Genomic DNA, 23,930 nt, shown 5'->3' on the forward strand with positions numbered 1-23,930 from the left:
GATAATGATAAAAAGTGCGGGGAGTATACCCGGATTATCTTGTTATTGAAGTCTCATGACACCACAAATGACTGGAACGGGTCGAGAATAAAACGTGCCTTTATGGGTTCAGGTTTTTTTGGCCAGTGACGAAAAGCTAAATTATCCAACGTACTTAGTTACTTAGTCTATTTAACGATAAATATTATGAGGTTAATTATTTTAAACACAACCTAGATAAAATGGGTTGATCTATGGGATTTTAAAATGTCTGTGATAGAGTTTATTGGCGATTGGGCTATCAGTGAACAGGGCCCAGCAATGGGGCAGAACGTTCAAATCTTACGACCTGCCACTTACCGAGACTTCAAAGGTTTTTTATGACACAACAGCTACAGGCGAAGTTTCGCCACGATTATCGTGCACCGGATTACACCATTACAGACATCGATTTGGATTTTGAACTGGATGCAGAAACTACGCGCGTCACTGCCGTCAGCCAGTTCAAACGTCAAGGAGGAACTGACGTTCCACTAATCCTCTATGGGGATGATTTGACGCTTGTGAGTATTCAAGTCGATGGGCAGCCGTGGAGTACCTACCGGCAACAAGATAACCAGCTGGTCGTTGAACAGTTACCTGCGCAATTTACTCTCACCATCGTGAATGATATTCACCCAGCCAAAAATAGCGCGCTTGAAGGATTATACCTGTCTGGCGAGGCGCTATGCACGCAATGTGAGGCTGAAGGGTTCCGCCACATCACTTATTATCTGGATCGTCCAGATGTACTTGCCCGTTTTACCACCCGCATTGTGGCCGATAAGGCCCCTTACCCTTTCCTGCTCTCAAATGGTAACCGTGTTGCCCAAGGGGAACTGGAAAATGGACGCCACTGGGTCAAATGGCAGGATCCTTTCCCGAAACCGAGTTACTTGTTTGCACTGGTTGCTGGTGACTTTGATGTTCTCCGCGATACGTTCACCACACGTTCGGGCAGAAAAGTCGCGTTAGAGCTTTTTGTTGATCGTGGCAACTTAGACCGTGCTGACTGGGCCATGACTTCGCTGAAAAACTCGATGAAATGGGATGAAACCCGGTTTGGCCTGGAATACGATCTGGACATTTATATGATTGTCGCCGTGGATTTCTTCAACATGGGGGCAATGGAAAACAAAGGGTTAAATATTTTTAACTCGAAATATGTCTTGGCAAAAGCGGAAACGGCAACCGATAAAGACTACTTGAATATCGAATCGGTGATTGGCCACGAATATTTCCATAACTGGACCGGCAACCGTGTCACATGCCGTGACTGGTTCCAGCTCAGCCTGAAAGAGGGCCTGACAGTATTCCGCGATCAGGAGTTCAGTTCAGATCTGGGTTCCCGTTCCGTTAATCGTATTAATAATGTGCGGATCATGCGTGGCGCGCAGTTTGCCGAAGATGCCAGTCCGATGGCTCACTCTATTCGTCCAGATAAAGTTATAGAAATGAATAACTTCTATACTTTGACTGTTTATGAAAAGGGTTCGGAAGTGATCCGCATGATGCATACCCTGTTGGGAGAACAACAATTTCAGGCGGGAATGCAGCTCTATTTTGAACGTCACGACGGCAGTGCGGCAACCTGCGATGACTTTGTACAGGCGATGGAAGATGCTTCTAATGTCGATCTTTCGCTGTTTCGTCGTTGGTACAGCCAGTCAGGTACACCAGTGCTGACGGTTCGTGATGACTACAGCGCTGAGCGTCAACAATATTGCTTGCATGTCAGTCAGAAGACGGAACCGACCGCAGATCAGCAAGAAAAGTTGCCATTGCATATTCCGTTTGATATTGAACTTTATGATAGCGAAGGCAATGTGATTGCTTTGCAGAAAGAAGGTTCGCCGATAAATAACGTCCTCAATGTTACTGCAACTGAACAGACTTTTGTATTCGATGGCATTGCACACAAACCTGTGCCTTCGTTATTGCGTGAGTTTTCCGCGCCGGTGAAGCTGGATTACCCTTACAGCGATCAACAGCTGACTTTTCTGATGCAACACGCGCGTAACGAGTTTTCCCGTTGGGATGCGGCGCAAAGCTTACTGGCAATTTATATCAAACAGAACGTAGCCAATTATCAGCAGAAACAGCCGCTGACGTTGCCACTTCACGTAACCGATGCCTTCCGCACTGTGCTGTTGGATGAAAAGCTGGATCCTGCTTTGGCGGCACAGATCCTCACTTTGCCTTCGGAAACAGAAATAGCCGAATTGTTCACCACTATCGATCCTGACGCGATCGCAGCGGTGCATGAATCAATCACGCGTTGTTTAGCAGAAGAGATGGCTGACGAATGGTTGGCCGTATATCACGCCAATAAAATTGACGGTTATCGCGTTGAACATCGCGATATAGCTAAGCGCTCGCTGCGTAATACTTGCCTCCACTATTTGGCCTTTGGTGATGTGACAATGGCTGATACATTGGTGGCAAAACAGTTCCACCAGGCTGATAACATGACTGACGCGCTGGCGGCATTGACTTCTGCAGTAGCGGCGCAATTGCCTTGCCGTGATGTGTTGATGGCAGAGTTTGATGAGCGTTGGCATCATGATGGCTTGGTGATGGATAAATGGTTTATGTTGCAAGCCACCAGCCCTGCTGCGAAAGTGCTTGATAACGTACGTACTTTGCTGCAACACCGCTCTTTCAGTCTCAGCAACCCCAATCGTACTCGTTCACTGATAGGCGCGTTTGCTTCAGCTAACCCGTCTGCATTCCATGCGGCAGATGGCAGTGGTTATCAGTTCCTGGTGGAGATCCTTAGCGAGCTTAACCAGCGTAACCCGCAAGTTGCTGCGCGTCTGATTGAACCATTGATCCGGCTCAAGCGCTATGATGCCTCTCGGCAAACCTTGATGCGCCAGGCACTCGAACAATTGAAGTGCTTGGAAAACCTGTCTGGTGATCTCTACGAGAAGATCGTTAAGGCGTTAGGCGCGTAAAAGCAAGAGGGACGGCATTTACCGTCCCTCTTGCTTAATTGGCTCGCCGGTTGGAAATATTAATGGCCCGTTGTGGTGACATTACTCTTTCCAACACCTCCGCTTCCAGTTCTGCCAGCTTTGTTGATCCTTTACGACGAGGTCGCGGCAAATCAATGGCCAAATCTAGCCCGATTTGGCTATTCTCGATCAGGAGTACTCGATCTGCCAAGGCGAGAGCTTCACTGACATCATGGGTGACCAGTAGAACAGTGAAACCATGTTGCTGCCAGAGATCTTCAATCAGCCCTTGCATCTCAATACGTGTTAATGCGTCTAATGCACCCAGTGGTTCATCCAGTAATAAGAGCCGTGGGCGGTGAATCAACGCGCGAGCTAATGCCACACGTTGTTTTTGTCCACCGGATAATGCCGCTGGCCATTCGTTAGCACGTTCTGCCAATCCGACTGTGGCTAGAACTTGTCGTGCGTTATCATGCCAGTTTCCACGTAAGCCAAGTCCCACGTTATCAATCACCCTCTTCCAGGGAAGCAAACGTGCATCCTGAAACATTAGCCGTGTATCATCTTTAGCGTGACTCAGTGGCGCGTTACCGCTCAGCAATTTTCCTTCACTGACGGTTTCCAATCCAGCGAGAAGACGCAGTAGAGTGCTTTTTCCGCAGCCACTGCGGCCGACTACTGCAACGAACTGGCCTGCCGTGATCCTCAGTTCTAAATTGTCCAAAACGGTACGCTGGCCATAACGTTTGGCAATAGACTCTAAGGTGATGGGGGTTCCCTGTACGAGGCGAGTCGGAACTGTCATGGTGCTTCTCCAGATTTCAATTGATAAGCCGGATGCCAGCGTAGCCATAGACGCTCAAGTAATTGCGCACTGGCGTCCGCCAGTTTGCCAAGCAGGGCATACAGAACGATGGCAACCACAACCACATCGGTTTGCAGGAATTCACGTGCATTCATGGCCAGATAACCAATCCCAGAGTTGGCGGAAATGGTTTCGGCAACGATCAGAGTCAGCCACATAAACCCGAGAGAGAAACGCACACCGACCATGATGGAAGGCAGCGCCCCAGGTAAAACAACGTGGATAAACAAGCGAAAGCCTCTCAATCCGTAACTCCGTGCCATTTCTAACAGGCCACGATCGATATTTTTGATGCCGTGATAAGTGTTCAGATAGATAGGGAATAGGGTACCAAGAGCAACCAGGAATATTTTTGCCGATTCATCAATACCGAACCACAAGATCACCAGTGGGATGAGTGCGAGGTGCGGAATATTTCGGATCATCTGAACCGAACTATCGAGTAATTTTTCTCCCCAATGGGTCAAACCGGTGATGAGGCCCAATACTAATCCGATGCTGCCACCGATACTGAAGCCAATCAGTGCGCGCCAACTGCTAATACTCAGGTGTTGCCACAGCTCGCCAGTTTTGGTCAGCGCCCAAAATGCACTTGCTACGGTACTGGGGGCCGGTAAGATGCGGTTAGACAACCAACCTGCCTCAACCGCAAGTTGCCAGAAGATCACCAACACCACTGGCAATGTCCAAGGGGCCATCTGTTGCAGAATACGTTGTGCACCGATTGTCATCGTTATCCTCCCTAGCTTTGTGATACTTTTTGTGGAACGTAAATATTGGCGATGGCTTCACCCTGTGGCTTAATTGTATGCCGTTGGGTGGGTATCTCTGTGGCGGCCAGATCAAGATGTGGAAATAGTAGTTCCGCAACACGATAGGCTTCTTCAAGATGTGGGTAACCTGAGAGTACAAAAGTATCGATGCCCAGATCGGCGTATTCCTGAATACGCTCCGCAACTGTTGGCCCATCGCCCACCAATGCAGTACCTGCACCACCGCGCACTAGCCCCACTCCAGCCCACAGGTTAGGGCTTATTTCCAGGTTATCTTTCTTACCACCATGGAGTGCCGCCATGCGTTGCTGACCGACAGAGTCGAAACGTGCGAACGCTTTTTGTGCATCGGCTATGGTTTGCTCATCCAAATTGGCGATTAAACGATTGGCTGCTCGCCATGCTTCCTCTGTGGTTTCACGCACAATAACGTGCAAGCGAATGCCAAAACGCACCTTTCTTCCTTTTGCGGCCGCTTTAGCACGTACTGCTTCGATTTTTTCTTTCACCTGTGCAGGTGTTTCTCCCCAAGTTAGATAAAGTTCAACCTGCTCAGCGGCCAGTTCTTGTGCTGCCGGCGAGGAACCCCCAAAGTACAGCTGAGGGCGGGGTTGTTGCACCGGTGGGAATAGCAGCTTGGCTCCTTTGACATGAATGTGTTTGCCGGCAAAATCCACGGTTTCACCTTCCATGATTTTGCGCCAAACGTGCGTAAATTCGGCAGAGGCCTCGTATCGTTCCGCATGATTAAGATGCAGCCCTTCTGCTGCTAACTCTTCGGGATCGCCGCCGGTCACCAGATTGAACAATGCACGACCGTTGGAAAGGCGATCGAGCGTGGCCGCCTGCCTTGCCGCGAGAGTTGGGGAAAGGATCCCTGGACGAAGCGCGACCAAAAATTTTAGTCGCTGCGTAACGGGGATCAGCGATGCTGCGACTAACCAAGAGTCTTCGCATGAGCGTCCCGTCGGGATCAGTACCCCACCGAATCCAAGCCGATCAGCGGCCTGCGCAATTTGCTGCAGGTAGCCATGATCGACTGCGCGAGCTCCTTCAGTACTGCCCAGATAATGTCCGTCCCCGTGGGTGGGTAAAAACCAGAACACATTAATACTCATAATAAGCTCTCCTGATTATTGTGTGGCTGCATGCCAGACGCGTTGTGAAATATCCACCTTCACAGGAACTAACCGATTCTCATAGAACAGGTCGGCAGTTTTCTGTTGAGCAGCAATAGCTGCTTGGCTCAAGGGGGTAATGGTGGTTGGTGGGCGGTGGCTCAGATAGCTGACAATCACGGCTTCCGGCAATCCCATGGCTGTGGCCAACAAAGTAATGCTTTGCTCTCGGGCACTGAGTGTCAGTGCATCAGCTTGTGTCAACACCTCCAGTACCTGCTGAATAAAATGGCCATTAGATTCGGTGTAAGAGCGGACAGCCAGATAGAAGGAGCCGGTTTGGTTCAACTGAGTACCATCAGCCAGCACCCTCACTCCACCATGCAGTAACACGGCAGAATAGTAGGGGTCCCAGATAACCCAGGCATCAACGTTTTGTTGCTGGAACGCGGCTCTTGCATCTGCGGGTGTCAGGTAAACGGGGTGAATATCAGTAAATTTCAACCCTTCCCTTTGCAGGGCTCGTAATAACAGGTTATGTGAGCTTGAACCTTTCTGGAATGCGACTTTATGGCCTTTCAGGTCGGCAACGCTGCGAATCGCACTGTCTTCAGCGACCAGAATCACCTCGGCCTTGGGTTTTGGCGGCTCTACGCCAACATACAACAGGTCTGCCCCTGCTGCTTGAGCAAAGATGGGTGGAATATCGCCTGTACTGCCCAGGTCAATGCTACCGACATTGAGAGCCTCAAGCATTTGTGGGCCAGCAGGGAATTCAATCCAACTAATTTTGGTGGCTGGAAAGCGTTTCTCCAATAACTGGTGAGTCTTGGTGAGTACCAGACTAACGGAGCCTTTTTGATACCCGATGCGGAACTGGGCAGGATAATGATCCTGCGCTGTGGCGCTATTACTCAGTACTAACATTACTATCGTGGTTAGTACAAGTGTGCTCAGCCCACGAAGAAAAGTGAAGGATAGAGACATCAGTATTTCCTTTACGGTCTTCATGCTGTTTGACGGGTCAATAGATTGAGTGGGGTTTTTAATACAGATGGCTTACGGCGGTTAAGTGCCAGATAGAAAGCCTCCAAAGCCTCTTCCAACCGTATCGCCACCCCGTCAGAAAGCGTGGTTTGTTCACCTTCAAGGATGATTTGGCTGTCATCGGCGAAAACACCCTGCAATACCTCTTGCGCCTTCAGCGCCGCTAGTACCGGCTTTAATGCATAATCCACGGCCAACATATGGCCGATAGATCCCCCGGTGGCTAATGGTAAAACCACCTTATGCTCTAATGCCCGTTCAGGTAGCAGGTCGATCAACGTTTTCAATGCGCCAGAGAATGAGGCCTTATAGACAGGCGTAGCGATCAACAAACCATCGGCAGTGGCCAGTTTTGCGGTGAAAGTCTTTACGCTAGGACTGTTAAAATTGCCGAGCAGTAGGTCTTCGGCAGGAAAATCGTGCAGGGTATAAGAAATCACTTCAATATTCTGTTGCTGCAACCAGCGTTGGCTTAGCGTTAACAGTGCAGAGGAACGAGAGGGGATTCGTGGACTGCCAGCGAGGGATATAATGCGCATTGCTACTCCTTATAACAAAAAGTTATCAATTTTAAGATTACGTTCACCAAGTGTTTTAAAGCTAACAGCAAAGGGGCACTTTTTTTAAATCTCAATTTTTGATTTTGATATGCATAAATAAGGAAAGGCGTGGGGCATGGCGTTCAAAAGAAAACGATTGTCTTCAACGCGCTTTTTTATCTTTAATCAATTCCAATTAGCGAGGCGATACCGGATAATATGCCCCCGGTTTGCAACCCTGCCCAAGTCACTTCGAGTTGCGGGTAAGCGGCAACTAATGTGAAGCCTCAGAAACTAGGTAAACCAAGTGACTGGGGTGAGTTACAAATCTGCCGGGAGCAGATTTGAACGCTGCTTGCAGCTTCCCCGAAGGGGGTGAGGCTCACCGAGTAACTCTGCCAACCCTCCCTCAGCGGCTTGAAGGGCGATGGCATAACCGGGAAATAAGGAGAGTACATGTACTACCCGATCATCAGGAAAGCGTTGTTCCAGCTCGATCCTGAACGTGCGCATGAATTAATTTTCAGCCAACTCCGCCGTATCATAGGTACGCCATTAGAGTTTCTTATCCGCCAGTCTGTACCGGCCAAACCGGTAAACTGCATGGGGCTCTCGTTTAAAAACCCATTAGGTCTTGCAGCTGGTCTTGATAAAGACGGAGAGTGCATTGATGCCTTTGGGGCTATGGGATTTGGCTTCGTAGAAGTAGGCACCGTTACGCCACGTCCACAGCAGGGGAATGACAAACCACGTTTATTCAGAATTGTTGAAGCCGAAGGTTTGATTAACCGCATGGGTTTCAATAACCATGGTGTGGATAATCTGGTTGAAAATGTCAAAAAATCCCATTTCGGTGGCATTATTGGGATTAATATCGGCAAGAATAAAGATACCCCGGTAGAACAGGGGAAAGACGATTATCTGACCTGCATGGATAAGATTTATCCATATGCTGGATATATCGCGATCAATATTTCTTCACCTAATACTCCAGGATTACGATCCTTACAGTATGGTGAAGCGCTGGACGATCTTTTAGCCGCAATTAAGAATAGACAAGCAGAATTACACACTCGCCATCATAAATATGTGCCGATTGCGGTAAAGATTGCGCCAGATCTTTCTGAAGAAGAGTTGATCCAAATAGCCGATAGTCTGGTCCGCCACAATATAGATGGAGTCATAGCAACTAATACCACCCTTGAGCGTAAATTGATCCAGGGCTTGAATTATTGCGAGCAATCAGGAGGATTAAGTGGCCGTCCGGTTCAGTCGCGGAGTACAGAAGTGATCCGCCGCTTGTCACAGGAACTACAAGGACGTTTACCGATTATCGGCGTTGGGGGAATAGATTCTCTCACAGCGGCTCGGGAAAAAATGGATGCGGGGGCAACCCTGGTGCAAATTTATTCAGGATTTATCTACCACGGCCCACGTTTGGTTAAAGATATCGTTACCCATATATAATATTTTCCCTCCATTCCGAGCTGGGGGTTTATTTATACACCCAGCTCGTCTATATTTTGTTCGTTTACAGAATTAACTGAATGTTTAGATGGTTTTTTGGTGATAAAATCACCTTTTAGTTAGTATAGTGTTGGCATGTGGCGAGAAGGACAAGAAATATGAAGATAAAACCTGACGATAATTGGCGTTGGTATTTTGACGCCGAGCACGATAGGCTGATGCTTGATTTAGCGAATGGTATGATCTTCCGCTCGCGCTTTTCGGCAAAAATGTTAACTCCCGATGCGTTCGATGAATGTGCTTTTTGTGTTGATGATGCAGCACTTTATTTTGATTATGAAGAACAGTGTAAGCAGATAAAGCTCAGTAATGAACAACGTTCCGAACTGGTATTAAATGCGTTAGTGGCCTTTCGTTTCCTCAAACCGTTGATGCCTAAAAGCTGGTATTTTGCCCAACAACACTATTCTCTACAGCCAAAAAAGGGTGAGTTGGTCTCGGTTAAGGTAACGGAGAATGGAGAAAACGTGTGTTTGCTGGTCGTTGATGCTGGTGATAATGCCAGTCTATGCTTGTTGGCGCAAAATCAGTTAGTGTTAGCTGGCCGTACTATGCAACTTGGGGACGCGATAAAAGTGATGCACGATCGTCTAAAACCCTTTGTTAGCGATGAACTTTCTGCCCTGGTTTACGACAGGGCAGTCTAGGCCGATTTATGTCAGTTTCAAATCGCTTTTAGGAATACAACTGCAACAAAGGATCGTGCCGTTTGCCTCGATTGCGCTTTGTTTTAATGCTACCACTTTGCCTTCCGTTAACGTTATCCTGCAACTGCCGCAAATACCCGCGCGGCAGGAATAAGGGATACGTATGCCCTGTTGTTCCAGTTGTTCCAACAAAATTTGCTGGTTATTACCGGTAAATGAGTTCCCTTGATACTCAATAGTGACGTTATTGCTCGTGTCCTGCGGTACACTAAGCGTTCCAACGATTTTACCAGCGCGGTAAGGTCGAGCTGGTTTGCTCGAAAGAACCTCAACCCGATCGCCAACGCGAATGATCCCGCTATTGCGTGCAATCATGTTTTGGCCGAAGTCGATATCACCGTTATCGCCTGTCCGGAACCCTTGCAGTGTACTTAATGGTTCACCATTTGGATGCTTGCGACCACGTTCGGCACTGACAGTCGTCAATACGCAGCGGCTACAGGGTTTAACTACGTCAAACATCACATTACCGATGCGGATCACTTGCCAACTGTCCTCTGACCAGGCGGGTGCTCCCGTTACCACAATATTAGGTCGAAACTGTTCTAGTTTGATGCTGCTTGGGCAGCGTTGCTGTAGATCCTGGAATGACGCCTCATTAATCAACAGATACGGATAGCCATCGGCAAACGAAAGTGGAATTTCTGGATGCTTTGTGACTCTGCGAGTCAATGTTTCCCCAACCCAGCGCAACTGTACTTGTCGTTGGAAATAGCCACTGAGCCATTCGTTGATTTCATTTGGTGCAATCAATGCGGTGAAATGGTTGCCCCAAACTTCTGTTGGATGCCCATCAGCAGCGAAATCATTGAAGCGGATAGTGGCACTTTCACCATCTGGTGCCGTTAGGAATAGGCCATCTGCGAGTAATGCAGGGGTAAACAGCACCATCTGCGGGTGCTGACGGGCGGTAATAAAAGTGCCGTCAGGCTCTGTAATCATAAAAGTGCGATCAAACGCCAGACCGTGATTGGCAACCTGAGCGTGGGAAAGCTGTAAACCCCGTAAAGATTTGACTGGATGAACATAGAGTCGGGAAAGCGTGAACACTTCTGCCTCCAAACGATGATGAAATAGAAGGGTGCAACTTTATGACAAGCGGTCTGGATTAGCTATAATGCGCAACGATTTTCTTTTTGGTGATAAGTACGATATGAACTCTCTGTTTGCCAGCACGGCGCGTGGACTGGAAGAACTGTTAAAAAGCGAACTGGAGCAGCTTGGCGCTCACGCCTGCAGAGTGGTGCAGGGTGGCGTACATTTCCAGGGTGACGATCGTCTTCTGTACCAAAGCTTGCTATGGAGCCGACTGGCCTCACGTATTCTGCTGCCGCTGAACGAATTTCGCGTGCACAGCGATCTGGATCTATATCTTGGCGTCCAGTCCATTGACTGGCCGGCCATATTTGCCGTTGATAAAACTTTTGCCGTTCACTTCAGCGGCGTCAACGAAGAGATCCGCAATAGCCAATATGGCGCATTGAAGGTAAAAGACGCTATTGTTGACAGCTTCACCCGCAAGTTGGAACAGCGGCCAACAGTAGCAAAACAGCAGCCTGATATTCGTGTTAACGTTTTCCTGCAACGCGATATGGCCAGCGTAGCGCTCGATCTGAGTGGTGAAGGCTTGCACCAGCGCGGTTATCGCGATCTCACCGGTCAGGCACCGTTGAAGGAAAACTTGGCGGCAGCCATTGTGCAGCGCTCTGGTTGGCAACCCGGAACACCAATGCTTGATCCGATGTGCGGTTCCGGTACGCTATTGATTGAGGCTGCGATGATTGCTTCAGACCGAGCACCTGGGTTGCACCGTCATCACTGGGGCTTCACTGCTTGGAGCGGCCATAATGCTGAACTGTGGCGTGAAGTGATCACTGAAGCGCAGGTACGGGCTCGTCGAGGTTTGCAAGAAACCCCTTCGCGTTTCTTTGGTTCAGATATCGATCGCCGGGTGATCGAAATGGCCCGGGGTAATGCTCGTCGTGCAGGTGTGGCGGAATTGATCACCTTTAATGTGAACGATGTCAGCAAACTGGCCAATCCATTACCACAAGGTCCAGTGGGAACAGTGGTCAGCAACCCGCCGTATGGTGAACGCCTTGAAAGTGAACCCGCGCTGATTGCGTTACACAACATGCTGGGGCGCATCATGAAAAGCGCCTTCGGTGGCTGGCAGCTTTCGCTGTTCAGCGCTTCTCCTGAACTGTTAAGTTGCCTGCAACTGCGTGCAGAACGCCAGTTCAAAGCAAAGAACGGCCCGCTGGATTGCGTCCAAAAAAATTATCAGTTGGCAGAAAACCCGCAAGGTTCTGTAGGTGTGCAGGTAGCAGAGGATTTCGCCAACCGACTTCGCAAAAATCTGAAAAAGCTTGATAAGTGGGCGAAACAGGAGGGTATTGAATGTTACCGCCTGTATGATGCTGACTTGCCAGAATATAACGTGGCGGTGGATCGCTATGGCAGCAAGGTGGTGGTACAGGAATACGCGCCACCTAAAACTGTCGACGCGCAAAAAGCACGCCAACGCCTTTTTGATGTGATCAATGCTACCCTAGCGGTGCTGGAACTGCCTTCAAACCAGTTGGTACTGAAAACGCGTGAACGTCAGAAGGGCAAAAACCAATACGAGAAACTGGCGCAGAAGGGCGAATTCCTGCTGGTGGAGGAGTTTAATGCCAAACTGTGGGTCAACCTGACCGATTATCTTGATACCGGTCTGTTCCTCGATCACCGTATTGCTCGCCGTATGCTTGGCGAAATGAGCCAAGGCAAAGACTTCCTTAATCTATTCGCTTATACCGGTACTGCCAGCGTTCATGCTGGGCTGGGCGGCGCGCGTAGCACTACCACTGTGGATATGTCGCGTACCTACCTTGAATGGGCAGAGAAGAACCTGCGAGTTAACGGGTTAACGGGCCGACAACACAGACTGATACAGGCAGATTGCCTGTCATGGTTGAGCAATGCTGATGAACAGTTTGATGTAATTTTTATCGATCCGCCAACCTTCTCCAACTCCAAACGGATGGAGAACACTTTTGATGTGCAACGTGACCATCTGGCACTGATGAAAGATTTGAAACGGTTACTGCGTCGTAATGGAACCATCATGTTTTCCAATAACAAACGCGGTTTCCAGATGGACCGGGTTGGTTTGAACATGCTTGGGCTACAGGCAAAGGAGATTACAGCTCAGACGCTGTCACAAGATTTTGCCCGTAACCGTCAGATCCACAACTGCTGGCTGTTAACTCACGCTGGCGAAGGGAAATAATTACTATGTCGTTAATCAGCATGTCCGGGGCTTGGCTCTCTTTCAGCGATGCCCCTTTGTTAGATAACACCGAAATCCATATTGAAGACAATGAACGCGTTTGTCTGGTTGGGCGTAATGGGGCCGGTAAATCCACATTACTGAAGATCCTCGGCAAAGAGATCCCGCTGGATGACGGGCGGATCATTTATGAACAGGATCTGATTGTTGCACGCTTGCAACAGGATCCCCCGCGGAATATCGGTGGCACAGTATTTGACTTTGTTGCCGAAGGTGTCGCCGAGCAGGCTGAGCACTTGAAGGCATATCACGCGATCTCTCATCAGGTTGAATTGGACCCGAGTGAAAAGAATCTGGCGCGAATGGCACAGGTGATGGAAGTCCTCGATCATCAGGGGCTTTGGCAGCTTGACAGCCGTATCAGCGAAGTGCTGTTGCAATTGGGGTTAAACGGCGATGCCGATCTTTCCTCTCTCTCTGGTGGTTGGTTGCGTAAAGCTGCACTTGGTCGAGCACTGGTGAGTTCACCGCGTGTGTTATTACTTGATGAACCGACCAACCACCTGGATATATCCACGATCGACTGGCTGGAAGGTTTCTTGAAAGAGTTCCAGGGTAGTATCGTTTTTATTTCACACGACCGTTCATTCATTCGAAACATGGCAACGCGTATTGTTGATCTTGACCGCGGTAAGCTGGTGTCATGGCCAGGTAACTATGAACTGTATCTGGAAAGCAAAGAAGAGGCGTTGCGTGTTGAAGAACTGCAAAATGCTGAATTTGATCGTAAGCTGGCGCAGGAGGAAGTTTGGATACGACAGGGGATAAAAGCACGCCGCACACGTAACGAAGGTCGAGTTCGCGCACTGAAAGCACTGCGTAACGAGCGCTCACAACGGCGCGAAGTAATGGGTACTGCCAAGATGCAAGTAGAAGAAGCAGTACGCTCTGGCAAGATTGTATTCGAAATGGAAAACGTCAATTACCAGATTGGTGATAAAATTCTGGTGCGCGATTTCAGTGCACAAGTTCAGCGTGGTGATAAAATCGCCTTGGTGGGACCAAACGGTTGTGGTAAAACCACGCTGCTGAAACTGATGCTTGGACAACTGAAAGCTGACAGTGGGCGCGTTCACTGTGGTACCAAGCTGGAAGTGGCTTATTTTGACCAGCATCGAGCAGAACTGGACCCCGAACGGACAGTAATGGACAATCTGGCTGAAGGTAAACAGGAAGTGATGGTCAACGGTCGCTCACGCCATGTACTGGGGTACCTGCAGGATTTCCTTTTCCATCCTAAGAGGGCAATGACTCCGGTAAAAGCGCTGTCAGGCGGGGAACGTAACCGCTTGTTATTAGCAAAATTATTCCTTAAGCCGAGTAATTTACTGATTCTTGATGAACCGACAAACGACTTGGATGTTGAAACGCTGGAATTATTGGAGGAAATGATCGACGGCTATCAGGGTACTGTATTGCTGGTAAGCCACGATCGTCAGTTTGTTGATAACTCGGTGACAGAATGTTGGATATTCGAAGGAAATGGCGTGATAGACACCTACGTGGGTGGCTATTATGATGCGCATCACCAGCGTGCAACAGCCAAACCCATCCGCCAAACAGCCGCCAACCCGGTAAAAACTGCGGTGGAAAAAAAGGTTGAACAACCTAAAAAACCGGCTGCCAAATTGAGCTATAACCTGCTACGCGAATTGGAGCAGTTACCACAGCGCCTTGAACAGTTGGAAACGGAAATTGAGAACTTACAGGCACAGGTAAGCGATGCCGGTTTTTTCTCTCGCCCGCATAGCGAAACACAGAAGATACTCACCGACCTTGCTGCAGCAGAGCAAGCCCTCGAAGAAGCTTTTGCCCGTTGGGAAGAATTGGAAGCAATGAAAAACGGCTGATCGGTAGAATGTTTGCCTGCACGCTGCTGTGGGCAAATATCGCAGTGCCGCTGAGCGAGGTTGTTAAGGAAGAAAATGGTGTGTTTCCACGAAAATCACAAACAGCATAGTCATGCAACCGACGACGAACTGCAGCAGGATAACCTGATGCTTTGTCCACAGTGCGATATGTTAGTCGCTCTACCCGCTTTGGCATTTGGCACGAAGGCTGTCTGTCCACGTTGCAAAACCACACTCAGTTCTCGTTGGGATGAACCACGCAAACGGCCTATTGGGTATGCGCTCAGTGCCTTATTTATGTTGGTGCTGGCAAATATTTTTCCATTTATCAATATGCGCGTTGCGGGTATTGCAAACGAGATCGAACTGCTCCAGATCCCCCAAGTGATGGTGGCAGAAAACTATGTCAGCATGGCAACACTGTTTATGGTGCTGGTGCAGCTTATCCCGGCATTTTGTATGCTGGCGGTCGTGCTGTTGTGCTCTAAGGCGCGTTTACCGCTGAAATTGAAAGTCTGGATGGCCAAGGTGCTGTTCCAGCTTAAAACCTGGTGCATGGTAGAAATTTTTCTGGCCGGCGTGTTGGTCAGCTTTGTCAAATTGATGGCCTATGGTGATATCGGTATTGGTTCCAGCTTTATCGCTTTTTGTCTGTTCTGTCTGTTGCAAGTGCGAGTCTTCCAGTGTGTTGACCGCCGTTGGCTATGGCAGGATATTGAACCAGCCCCAATGATTGAACGCCGCCTGCAGACCGGTAAAACCGGAGTGCGGCAGGGGGTACGCTCTTGCACGTGTTGCACCGCTGTATTGCCCATTCAGCAAACCCGGTGCCCGCGTTGTTACACCAGGGGATACGCTCGTCACCGGAATAGTCTGCAGTGGACACTGGCGTTGTTGGTCACTTCAATGTTGTTGTATATCCCGACAATGCTGATGCCGATCATGATCACCGAAGCGTTGGGTAATAAAATGCCATCTAGCGTTATGGCTGGCGTGATACTGCTCTGGGGGGAAGGCGCTTATCCTATCGCTATGGTGATTTTTATTGCCAGCGTTATGGTGCCAACTCTAAAAATGCTGGCTATCGGCTGGCTATGCCGTTATGCAAACGGTAGAAGCAAGACTAACGCCGACAGCGAGCGTATGCACTTGATTTATGAGGCTGTAGAGTTTGTTGGCCGCTGGTCAATGATAGATGTGTTTGTTATTGCCGTACTTTCGGCGTTGGTACGTATGGGACAATTAATGAGTATTTATCCTGCCATTGGTGCACTGTTGTTCGCCATGGTGGTCATCCTTACCATGTTTGCAGCCATGACGTTTGATCCCCGATTAATTTGGGATCGCGTAAATGAAACAATGAAAAAGGAACCGCAAAGTGAAGGAAAGTAACAATAACATAGCGGATGTTGAAAAGATCAAGCGCTGGTCACCGGTGTGGATTATTCCCATTGTAACCGTGCTGATTGGAGCTTGGATCCTGGTTTATCATTTCAGCCATCAAGGGCCTGAAGTGACGCTGGTAACGACGACCGCAGAAGGATTGGAAGCGGGTAAAACCAAAATCAAAAGTCGCAGTGTGGATGTAGGGACGGTAGAAAGCGTCACCTTGAGTGAAGATTTAAGCAAAGTACTGGTACAGGCTCGCCTGAACGATGGTATGAACAAGCTGCTTCGCGATGATTCTGCTTTTTGGGTGGTGAAACCGCAAATTGGCCGTGAAGGGATCTCAGGGCTAGGAACGTTGCTTTCAGGTGCTTATATTGAGCTGCAACCGGGCAGTAAAGGTAAAGCGGGAAAAGATAATTTCCAGTTACTTGATTCTCCGCCGCTGGCTTCGCCTGATGCCAAAGGGTTACGTATATTGCTGGACAGTGATAAATCAGGTCAGTTGAACGCTGGCGATCCGGTATTGTTCCGTGGCTATCGCGTCGGTTCGGTAGAAACCAGTTATTTTGACGCTAAATTGCGCGCTATGCGTTATCAACTCTTTATTTCAGCACCTTATGACCAACTGGTGACCAGTAATGTACGTTTTTGGAAAGACAGCGGAGTGGCGTTTGACATGTCTGCGCAGGGAATGCGTCTGGAAATGGGCTCACTGACAACGCTATTTAGTGGTGGTGTGAGTTTTGAAGTGCCAGAAGGCTGGGAGCGTGGTGAACCAGTCAAAAATAAGGCTGAGTTCGAGTTATTCGATAGCCAGCGTAACATCCAGGATTCTCTATATACAGAGCATAATGACTATCTGGTGTTTTTCTCTGATTCGATTCGTGGACTACAACCGGGAGCACCGGTGGAATTCCGTGGTATTCGTCTTGGTACTGTAGGGCAGGTACCTTTCTTCAAAGAAGGTATGCCGCAGATATTGGATAGTGATTACCGTATTCCCGTGCTTATACGCATTGAACCCGATCGCTTTAGGCAACAGTTAGGTAAAAACTTTGATATTGAGCAGCATCTGAAGGAAGCACAGTCACGTGGTTTGCGAGCCTCGCTGAAATCTGCCAACTTGTTGACGGGAGCGCTGTATATTGATCTGGATTTCTATCCGCAAGAGAAGTTATTGAAAGGGCCGCGCGAACTGTTTGGTTATCCTATCTTGCCAAGTATGAGTAGTGGTTTGGCGCAGATACAGCTCAAACTAATGCAGACATTGGATAAGATAAATTCAATACCGCTGAATCCAATGATTGATGAAGCGACCAAAACGTTGGCTGAAAGTAAAAAAACCATGCAGTCTACGCAGCAAACCTTGAAATCTCTGAATGACATCATTGGCAGTAAAGAGATGAAAGCATTGCCTGCGGATATGCAGAAAACGTTGCAAGAACTCAATCGAAGCATGAAAGGGTTCCAACCGGGTTCACCTGCTTACGAAAAAATGGTGGCGGATATGCAGCGTCTTGATCAGGTGCTACGTGAGCTGCAGCCAGTGCTTCGCACTTTGAATGACAAGAGCAATGCCCTGGTATTCGAAGCCGCGGGCACTGATGACCCTCAGCCCAAGAAGGCCAAATGATGAAGAAATGGATCCCAATAGTCTTGGTGATGTTATTGAGTGCCTGCGGAAGCACACCAAGTAAGACTTACTACCAGTTGCCAGCCTTAGGCACTCCAAGTCAAGTGAATGGAGCCTCGGTGCCACGTCAGCTCTGGCTGGAACACGTCAGTGTGGCAGATTTTTTGGCACAGAACGGCCTGGTTTATCAGACCAGTGACGTGCGGTTTGTAACCGCACAAAATAATCTATGGGCTAGTCCGTTGGATCAACAACTGCAACAGACGCTGGTAACTAACCTTGGCGGTGCATTACCTGGATGGGTAGTATCATCACAATCCATGAACAGCGATCAGGATGTGCTTAATGTTACTATCAGCGGTTTCCATGGCCGTTATGATGGTAAAGCGATTGTTCAAGGGGAGTGGGTACTGAACCATCAAGGGCATCTGATTAAACGGCCATTCAATATAGAGTTGAAGCAAGATGAAGATGGCTATGATGCATTAGTTCGAAGCCTAGCCCAAGCTTGGCAGAAGGAAGCGCAGGAGATAGCAAACCAAGCTGCTCGTCTTTAGCTACAACCTATATCAAAATTAATCTAGCTTTTATCCCGGTAAGGAACTTAAAAAGACCTTGCCGGGATTTTTTTGTTATTTATCAATGTATTGAATTTTATTTATGTTTATCAGTTAGTTGGTTCATTTTTTGTGCATAGTTCACAAATATGACACCGTTATTAAGCCCGTTTATTGATCTTCGCTGCATTTAGCGCTATTCCTTTAAAGTGGCTGTTTATAAAACGGTCATTGTTTTCTTTCCACCAGAGTAAAAATGAGGGAAACGAGGCATGAAAAGACAGAAAAGAGATCGTCTGGAGCGGGCTCAATCACGTGGTTATCAAGCAGGTATTGCAGGACGTTCGAGGGAGATTTGTCCCTATCAATCTTTAGATGCACGGGCTAACTGGCTGGGAGGTTGGCGAAAAGCCATGGAGGACAGGGCTGTGACCGCTTAAGCGGCTCTCTGTCATGAGTAAGGGACAACCTCCGCCAAGGCGGAGGTTATTGTTTTAAAACTAAGGGAGACTTAGAAAACCCCGGTGTCCTTGAAAAGGCCCACCTTAAGGTCGCTGGCAGTATAGATAACTTTGCCATCGACCAGAACTTCTCCATCGGCAACACCCATGATTAGCTTACGCGTGATCACACGTTTAAAATTGATGCGGTAGGTTACTTTCTTAGCGGTTGGCAAAACCTGACCAGTGAACTTCACTTCACCTACGCCAAGAGCACGGCCTTTGCCTTCACCGCCCAACCAGCCCAGGTAGAATCCAACCAACTGCCACATAGCATCCAATCCTAGGCAGCCTGGCATCACAGGGTCACCAATGAAGTGACAACCAAAAAACCACAGGTCTGGATGGATATCAAGTTCAGCCTCAACGTAGCCTTTATTATGGCTACCACCGTCCACGGTCATTTTTACTACGCGGTCCATCATTAGCATGTTACCTGCCGGCAACGGCGGGCCACCAGCACCAAACAGCTCACCACGTCCAGATGCTTCAAGGTCTTCTTTCGTATAGGATTCGCGTTTCTCTACCATGTTCTTAGTGGGCCTTATTTTAATTAAAAACACAGGCTAGCCTACAGATGTACACTGAACAAGTCCAATCAACTGTGGTTAAACCAGTTGAGCCAGCGTAGTGGCCAAGGCCACTGACGACGTTCCTGTGGGTTCACTTGTGCTATCCGCTCTTGGATCGCAGCCAGCAAGTTTGGCTGCTGTTCATCGGAATACGGGTATCCGGTTAATAATGGTAAGGCTTCAGCTACGCTGTCTACCGCCCATAAGTGGAACTGACCTTCACGTACGGCTTCGACAACATCCGCACGCAGGCAAAGATGGCGTACGTTGCTTGCAGGAAGAATAACTCCTTGTTTCCCCGTTAAGCCTCTGCGGAGACAAACTTCGAAGAAACCTTCAATTTTCTCGTTTACCCCACCGATAGGTTGAACATTACCAAATTGGTCAACGGAACCTGTCACTGCGATTTGTTGAGTGATTGGTTGTTGTGACAACGCGCTGACTAGCGCACAAAGCTCTGCCAGTGATGCACTGTCACCATCAACTTCACCATATGATTGTTCGAAAACAATCGACGCGGAGAAGGGGAGTTGTTGGTCGAGTTCCAACTCAGAAATCAGAAAAGCCTGCATAATCATCATGCCTTTGGCGTGCAGATTTCCCCCTAATTCGGCCTTGCGCTCAACGTCAGTGAACTCACCGTCGCCAAGGTGAACGACACAACTTATGCGTGACGGTTCACCGAAGCTACGTGGATGACCTGGATAATCCAACACCGAAAGACCATTGATCTGACCAATGACGTCACCTTCGGTTTCGATCATGATCTGGCCCAGCTCTATCTCATCCTGCATTCGTTCAGCTAGGTAGCTCTCACGCCATTCACGGGCATTCAGCGCAGCTTCCAACGCTTTTGCTGTGATTTTTTCCTCTTCAACATACAAAGCAGCCTCTGAGAGTTGTTGGCTGACCCAAACAGGAGACAACGGTAGATTACCTTGGTCACCTGTATAGCGTACGGCCTGAATCATCAGAGGTTGCCATGCATCGTTAGCTAATGGGGGTAACTGTTGTTCGGCAATAACGGCGTTGACATAGCTGCACCATTGCGCCATATCCTCTGGCTCGGTGAGTTGAAGGTCATCCTCATACTCGCCGTAGATAGCCTGTTCGCACAATTCTGGTTCGATATCATGAAAGTCTGCAAGACCATGACGATCCCCTACCACAATCAGGCGTAATTCTAGTGGCATTGGCGGAATATAAACCGGTAATGGTCTGGTTTCATCCGGCGTAAACCATTGGAACTGGCGTTGAGTGATCATTTGTTTGAGACGCAGCCACAATAGCGGTTGTGCTAGCAAAGCTCGTGCAGATAGGATCAATACACCGCCGTTAGCCTGGTGGATAAGACCCGATTGCAAAGTAATCTCGCCATTATGGACTCTGACGCAACCGAATAATTGTTCCGGTTCAATCCACTCTTGATAAACACAAGCCCCGCCTGCAGCAAAAGGCTCATCACCACGAATAGCTTCCTTAAGGCTGACTTTTTCAGTTTCAATCACATAGTGGCTGCCTTGAAGCGTTTTTGGCGGTTGCAATTGTTCTACAACTCGGGCGGTCAATGCCAGATACTCATACGTTTCCTGCGCCTTCAGCAGCATAAAACGCGGCTGAGACTGTGGATGTAAGAATAGCGTCAGTGCGTTCTCCAAACGAGGTTGGATCGCCGAAAAGGCGATAGGTGCCAGTTGAGTAGCAGAATCGAAAATCGCCTGATAAGGCGCAGCAGTAGGCAACAAAGATTGCCATTCAAGTCGGTTATTGGTCAAAGTGTTAGATGCAATCGTCAAAAAGGGAAAGCGCGATTATACAAGAATAACGCTCGCTTGATACATGCAGAGTCAACGTTGATGACTAAGAGTTTGATATCGAGATGAGATTGTTTAAAAAACAATCTAAAACACGTTTTAAATACTGGGGAAAGTCAGTTTAAAACTGTTATGCTTACCAAAGTTACGCGGTCACAGAAGAGTTAACGATGAAATATCAGCAACTGGAAAATCTTGAAAGCGGTTGGAAATGGGCATATTTAGTTAAAAAGTATCGGGAAGGTGAATCAATAACCCGCCATATTGAAATTAGCGCTGCTCAAGAAGCTATTGATAAGTTGCTGAAATTTGAGAATGAACCGGTAAAAGTATTGGTGTGGATTAATGAGCACATGAATCCGGCATTGGAAAATCGGATGAAGCAAACAATCCGTGCTCGGCGTAAGCGTCACTTTAACGCGGAACATCAACACACGCGCAAGAAATCTATCGATCTGGAGTACCTGGTTTGGCAACGGTTGGCAGCGTTGGCACATCGTCGAGGCGTAACGTTGTCGGAAACTGTTGTACAGTTGATCGAAGACGCAGAGCATAAAGAGAAGTATGCCAGCCAGGTATCATCATTGAAACAAGATCTAAAGGCGATGCTTGGTAAAGAAAACGACTAGCAAAGCTAAAAAATTACAGACCAAAAAGAACCCACTTAGCGCTGAGGGATCCCCAGTAATGAGCGGGTAAAAAAGACAGGCATAGTGATTTGTGATCTGCTGATTGGGGGGTTAGAAATTCTGTGTCATTGATTGTGTAATCTTCAATGAGATCACGTCTATCTGCAGAGTATGTCAGAATTTCCTCCGTGATGCTTTAGCTCCGTTTCACAGATACCGACAAAATGCTTTGCTGGATGTTACCATTCCACTCATCAATGGCGCGTTACTGATGCTTACCAGCATCGGGCGTTATTTACCCGGAATGGCTCAGGTCAAAAATAAAATCAAACGTGTTGCTCGTTCGCTGGGCTATGAATCGCTACATCGGGATACTCTACTGCTTTTTAGCAATATTATCTCGATGATCACGAGTCAGCTGTTTCTGTGGGTTATTGCCGTTGACTGGAGTGGCTACCCGTCTCAGGAACATCGCGTTCTTCATGCCAGCCTTGATCCGTGATGTGCGTTCGATGCCTCTATTAAGTTGGGATATTCCACCCGAAAAACAGCAAAACTCGCAGGCACAGAAAGACTTCCTTAATGCACTTACCGGCGCAGTGAATACCCAGGCTAGAGTCATTATTGCTATTGATGCAGGATTCCAGCGTGCTCATCGCTAACGTTAGCGGAGAATGTCCTTCGACACCTCCGCTAATATTAAAGAGAACGGTGCTCAGCACCGTTCTTAGTCACCTTGTCGAAACCTACCGGAATAAAGTGCTGGTTTGTCAGCGCTGATTTATGCGGATACCTCAGCGCTTAGCGGGGTTTCTAATGACAGTTCAAAGATTTTACTTAGCAGTATCTTGCTGAGACACAACTTCTTTGATGCCACGAACTTCGATCTCTACGCGGCGATCTGGAGCCAAGCAAGCGATCTGTGCTGCGGTAGCACGGCCTGAGCGGTAACCACAAGAGTCACCTGTAACTGGGTTAGCTTTACCCATGCCACGTGCAGAGATTTTGTCTGAAGGAATACCTTTAGAAACCAGGTAATCTACAACGCTTTGTGCACGCTGCTCAGACAAACGCTGGTTAGACTGGACAGAACCTACAGCATCAGTAAAACCAACAACGACTACTGAACCGTCTTTAGGATCCATTGAACTCAACTGTGAATACAGTTGATCCAGTGCGTTTTGGCCTTCTGGCTTCAGAGTGGATTTACCGAAGTTGAACAAAACGTCAGAAGTTAAAGTGAACTTCTTGGTTTCAACAGTTGGAGCTGGAGCCGGAGCCGGAGCAATCACTGGAGCAGCAGTTGTATCCTGACCAAAACGGTAGGAAACGCCAACGCTCAGCATGCCGTTATCTGGACGAGCACCAACGGTAGCTTTATCACCGATGTTGTTGGTCCACTGATAGTCCAGACGCGTAGCCAGGTTTTGGGTCAGTGCGTATTCAACACCCAATGCTGCCAGAGGAGAAATGCCGGTATCGTTAGCACTTGTGCGCAGGCTGTTTGCAGTGTCTGCACCGAAATTAGCGGTAGCATCCGCACGCCAAACCATACCACCCAGACGTGTATAGATATCCAGGTCGTTCATGATTGGGTAGCTCAATTTGGTGGCCAACTGAACGCCTTGTGCTTTAAACGCACCATTGTTCACATCACCTTTATAAGGCATGCGGCCAAGCCAGTCATAGCCCATTTCAAAACCGAGATACTGATTTGCCTGGTAACCTAAATATGCACCGGCACCCAGTTGGCTGTTATGGGTAGGACCATTACCTACAGTACCATTAACAAATGAATTGTCATGGAATTGTGACCAACCCAGTTTTGCACCAGTGTACCAAGTATTATCTTTTGGGGCGGCTTGCGCTACGGTAGCGAAACCAGCCAATGCCACTGCTAATGCGATAGCTGTCTTTTTCATTTTGCGCCTCGTTATCATCCAAATACCCAATAGGCTTTAAAACTTGCTAGAGCCTTTGGTTTAAATTCCTTCGCCAAGGTTTTAACCCTCGTCTGTTACTTTGCCAGCTTTTCTGACGTTTTGGGATAACCTTGGCGTGCTAAAGTCTACAACGTAGAGCGAAAGTTACAAGTGTG

Annotated in this window: 19 protein-coding genes and 1 pseudogene; 11 read left to right on the forward strand and 9 right to left on the reverse strand. The window is 48.3% G+C overall.

Annotation, left to right across the window (positions count from 1 at the left end):
* The first annotated feature begins 359 nt into the window (after positions 1 to 359).
* Positions 360 to 2,975: an aminopeptidase N gene (pepN, locus tag OK023_RS06030; protein WP_317695894.1), complete on the forward strand. Its 2,616-nt coding sequence runs from the start codon at positions 360 to 362 to the stop codon at positions 2,973 to 2,975.
* 34 nt (positions 2,976 to 3,009) lie between these two features.
* Here pepN and ssuB read toward each other — a convergent pair whose 3' ends face one another.
* The 5 genes from ssuB to ssuE are packed head-to-tail and all read right to left on the reverse strand — an operon-like array spanning position 3,010 to position 7,320.
* Positions 3,010 to 3,783, reverse strand: coding sequence for an aliphatic sulfonates ABC transporter ATP-binding protein (gene ssuB / locus OK023_RS06035; protein ID WP_317695897.1), 774 nt, complete (start codon positions 3,781 to 3,783; stop codon positions 3,010 to 3,012).
* The gene (gene ssuC, locus OK023_RS06040) at positions 3,780 to 4,574 is read right to left on the reverse strand and encodes an aliphatic sulfonate ABC transporter permease SsuC (RefSeq protein WP_317695899.1); all 795 of its coding nucleotides are present in this window, start codon (positions 4,572 to 4,574) and stop codon (positions 3,780 to 3,782) included. Before ssuC ends, ssuB begins: the two co-directional genes overlap by 4 nt.
* A gap of 11 nt (positions 4,575 to 4,585) precedes the next feature.
* A complete protein-coding gene (ssuD, locus tag OK023_RS06045; RefSeq protein WP_317695901.1) occupies positions 4,586 to 5,734 on the reverse strand; it encodes an FMNH2-dependent alkanesulfonate monooxygenase in 1,149 nt (382 codons plus the stop codon).
* A 15-nt stretch (positions 5,735 to 5,749) separates the two neighbouring features.
* Positions 5,750 to 6,745 (reverse strand): sulfonate ABC transporter substrate-binding protein, encoded by a 996-nt coding sequence (locus OK023_RS06050; RefSeq protein ID WP_411569393.1) that lies wholly within the window; start codon positions 6,743 to 6,745, stop codon positions 5,750 to 5,752.
* Positions 6,742 to 7,320, reverse strand: coding sequence for an NADPH-dependent FMN reductase (gene ssuE / locus OK023_RS06055; protein ID WP_317695906.1), 579 nt, complete (start codon positions 7,318 to 7,320; stop codon positions 6,742 to 6,744). The genes OK023_RS06050 and ssuE overlap by 4 nt, the downstream gene beginning before the upstream one ends.
* Before the next feature lie 456 nt (positions 7,321 to 7,776).
* Between ssuE and pyrD the strand changes: the two genes are divergently transcribed.
* Positions 7,777 to 8,787 carry a quinone-dependent dihydroorotate dehydrogenase gene (gene pyrD, locus OK023_RS06060; protein WP_317695908.1) on the forward strand — a complete coding sequence of 337 codons (1,011 nt, stop codon included), beginning with the start codon at positions 7,777 to 7,779 and terminating at the stop codon, positions 8,785 to 8,787.
* Between the two features lie 158 nt (positions 8,788 to 8,945).
* Complete coding sequence (locus OK023_RS06065; RefSeq protein WP_317695911.1) at positions 8,946 to 9,494, forward strand: cell division protein ZapC; 549 nt, start codon at positions 8,946 to 8,948, stop codon at positions 9,492 to 9,494.
* 6 nt (positions 9,495 to 9,500) lie between these two features.
* Here OK023_RS06065 and OK023_RS06070 read toward each other — a convergent pair whose 3' ends face one another.
* Positions 9,501 to 10,604 (reverse strand): YcbX family protein, encoded by a 1,104-nt coding sequence (locus OK023_RS06070; RefSeq protein ID WP_317695913.1) that lies wholly within the window; start codon positions 10,602 to 10,604, stop codon positions 9,501 to 9,503.
* A gap of 103 nt (positions 10,605 to 10,707) precedes the next feature.
* Here OK023_RS06070 and rlmKL point away from each other — a divergent pair, with 103 nt between their 5' ends.
* The 6 genes from rlmKL (at position 10,708) to rmf (ending at position 18,757) form a co-directional block, all read left to right on the forward strand.
* Positions 10,708 to 12,828 carry a bifunctional 23S rRNA (guanine(2069)-N(7))-methyltransferase RlmK/23S rRNA (guanine(2445)-N(2))-methyltransferase RlmL gene (gene rlmKL, locus OK023_RS06075; protein WP_317697521.1) on the forward strand — a complete coding sequence of 707 codons (2,121 nt, stop codon included), beginning with the start codon at positions 10,708 to 10,710 and terminating at the stop codon, positions 12,826 to 12,828.
* 5 nt (positions 12,829 to 12,833) lie between these two features.
* Positions 12,834 to 14,738, forward strand: coding sequence for an ABC transporter ATP-binding protein (locus OK023_RS06080; RefSeq protein WP_317695915.1), 1,905 nt, complete (start codon positions 12,834 to 12,836; stop codon positions 14,736 to 14,738).
* Positions 14,739 to 14,813: 75 nt separating this feature from the next.
* On the forward strand, positions 14,814 to 16,130 hold the full coding sequence (gene pqiA / locus OK023_RS06085; RefSeq protein WP_317695917.1) for a membrane integrity-associated transporter subunit PqiA: 1,317 nt from the start codon (positions 14,814 to 14,816) through the stop codon (positions 16,128 to 16,130).
* Positions 16,117 to 17,760 carry an intermembrane transport protein PqiB gene (gene pqiB, locus OK023_RS06090; RefSeq protein ID WP_317695919.1) on the forward strand — a complete coding sequence of 548 codons (1,644 nt, stop codon included), beginning with the start codon at positions 16,117 to 16,119 and terminating at the stop codon, positions 17,758 to 17,760. Before pqiA ends, pqiB begins: the two co-directional genes overlap by 14 nt.
* Entirely contained in the window at positions 17,760 to 18,317 is a 558-nt protein-coding gene (gene pqiC, locus OK023_RS06095; RefSeq protein WP_317697523.1) for a membrane integrity-associated transporter subunit PqiC, read from the forward strand. Before pqiB ends, pqiC begins: the two co-directional genes overlap by 1 nt.
* Positions 18,318 to 18,589: 272 nt before the next feature.
* Positions 18,590 to 18,757, forward strand: a complete 168-nt coding sequence (gene rmf / locus OK023_RS06100; RefSeq protein WP_317695921.1) for a ribosome modulation factor — start codon at positions 18,590 to 18,592, stop codon at positions 18,755 to 18,757.
* A 71-nt stretch (positions 18,758 to 18,828) separates the two neighbouring features.
* On the opposite strand, the gene fabA is transcribed toward rmf, so the two are convergent.
* Together fabA and OK023_RS06110 are read right to left on the reverse strand one after the other, a co-directional pair.
* Complete coding sequence (gene fabA, locus OK023_RS06105; protein WP_317695923.1) at positions 18,829 to 19,347, reverse strand: bifunctional 3-hydroxydecanoyl-ACP dehydratase/trans-2-decenoyl-ACP isomerase; 519 nt, start codon at positions 19,345 to 19,347, stop codon at positions 18,829 to 18,831.
* Between the two features lie 68 nt (positions 19,348 to 19,415).
* Entirely contained in the window at positions 19,416 to 21,164 is a 1,749-nt protein-coding gene (locus tag OK023_RS06110) for a Lon protease family protein (protein ID WP_317695926.1), read from the reverse strand.
* A gap of 209 nt (positions 21,165 to 21,373) precedes the next feature.
* On the opposite strand from OK023_RS06110, the gene matP reads away from it, so the two are divergent.
* Positions 21,374 to 21,832: a macrodomain Ter protein MatP gene (gene matP, locus OK023_RS06115; RefSeq protein WP_317695929.1), complete on the forward strand. Its 459-nt coding sequence runs from the start codon at positions 21,374 to 21,376 to the stop codon at positions 21,830 to 21,832.
* Positions 21,833 to 21,992: 160 nt separating this feature from the next.
* A pseudogene (locus OK023_RS06120) lies at positions 21,993 to 22,485 on the forward strand (IS4/IS5 family transposase); the annotation flags it as partial.
* 180 nt (positions 22,486 to 22,665) lie between these two features.
* On the opposite strand, the gene ompA reads toward OK023_RS06120, so the two are convergent.
* Positions 22,666 to 23,754, reverse strand: coding sequence for a porin OmpA (gene ompA, locus OK023_RS06125; RefSeq protein ID WP_317695931.1), 1,089 nt, complete (start codon positions 23,752 to 23,754; stop codon positions 22,666 to 22,668).
* Positions 23,755 to 23,930: the final 176 nt, after the last annotated feature.

This window comes from Serratia sp. UGAL515B_01, assembly GCF_033095805.1.
Lineage (GTDB): Bacteria > Pseudomonadota > Gammaproteobacteria > Enterobacterales > Enterobacteriaceae > Chania.

Coding starts and splice junctions, on each gene's coding strand:
- OK023_RS06080 (WP_317695915.1), top strand. CDS start 12,834: ATGTCGTTAATCAGCATGTCCGGGGCTTGGCTCTCTTTCAGCGATGCC.
- pqiA (WP_317695917.1), top strand. CDS start 14,814: ATGGTGTGTTTCCACGAAAATCACAAACAGCATAGTCATGCAACCGAC.
- ssuC (WP_317695899.1), bottom strand. CDS start 4,574: ATGACAATCGGTGCACAACGTATTCTGCAACAGATGGCCCCTTGGACA.
- ssuD (WP_317695901.1), bottom strand. CDS start 5,734: ATGAGTATTAATGTGTTCTGGTTTTTACCCACCCACGGGGACGGACAT.
- pepN (WP_317695894.1), top strand. CDS start 360: ATGACACAACAGCTACAGGCGAAGTTTCGCCACGATTATCGTGCACCG.
- ssuE (WP_317695906.1), bottom strand. CDS start 7,320: ATGCGCATTATATCCCTCGCTGGCAGTCCACGAATCCCCTCTCGTTCC.
- pyrD (WP_317695908.1), top strand. CDS start 7,777: ATGTACTACCCGATCATCAGGAAAGCGTTGTTCCAGCTCGATCCTGAA.
- pqiC (WP_317697523.1), top strand. CDS start 17,760: ATGAAGAAATGGATCCCAATAGTCTTGGTGATGTTATTGAGTGCCTGC.
- matP (WP_317695929.1), top strand. CDS start 21,374: ATGAAATATCAGCAACTGGAAAATCTTGAAAGCGGTTGGAAATGGGCA.
- ompA (WP_317695931.1), bottom strand. CDS start 23,754: ATGAAAAAGACAGCTATCGCATTAGCAGTGGCATTGGCTGGTTTCGCT.
- OK023_RS06065 (WP_317695911.1), top strand. CDS start 8,946: ATGAAGATAAAACCTGACGATAATTGGCGTTGGTATTTTGACGCCGAG.
- OK023_RS06050 (WP_411569393.1), bottom strand. CDS start 6,745: ATGAAGACCGTAAAGGAAATACTGATGTCTCTATCCTTCACTTTTCTT.
- rlmKL (WP_317697521.1), top strand. CDS start 10,708: ATGAACTCTCTGTTTGCCAGCACGGCGCGTGGACTGGAAGAACTGTTA.
- fabA (WP_317695923.1), bottom strand. CDS start 19,347: ATGGTAGAGAAACGCGAATCCTATACGAAAGAAGACCTTGAAGCATCT.
- ssuB (WP_317695897.1), bottom strand. CDS start 3,783: ATGACAGTTCCGACTCGCCTCGTACAGGGAACCCCCATCACCTTAGAG.
- rmf (WP_317695921.1), top strand. CDS start 18,590: ATGAAAAGACAGAAAAGAGATCGTCTGGAGCGGGCTCAATCACGTGGT.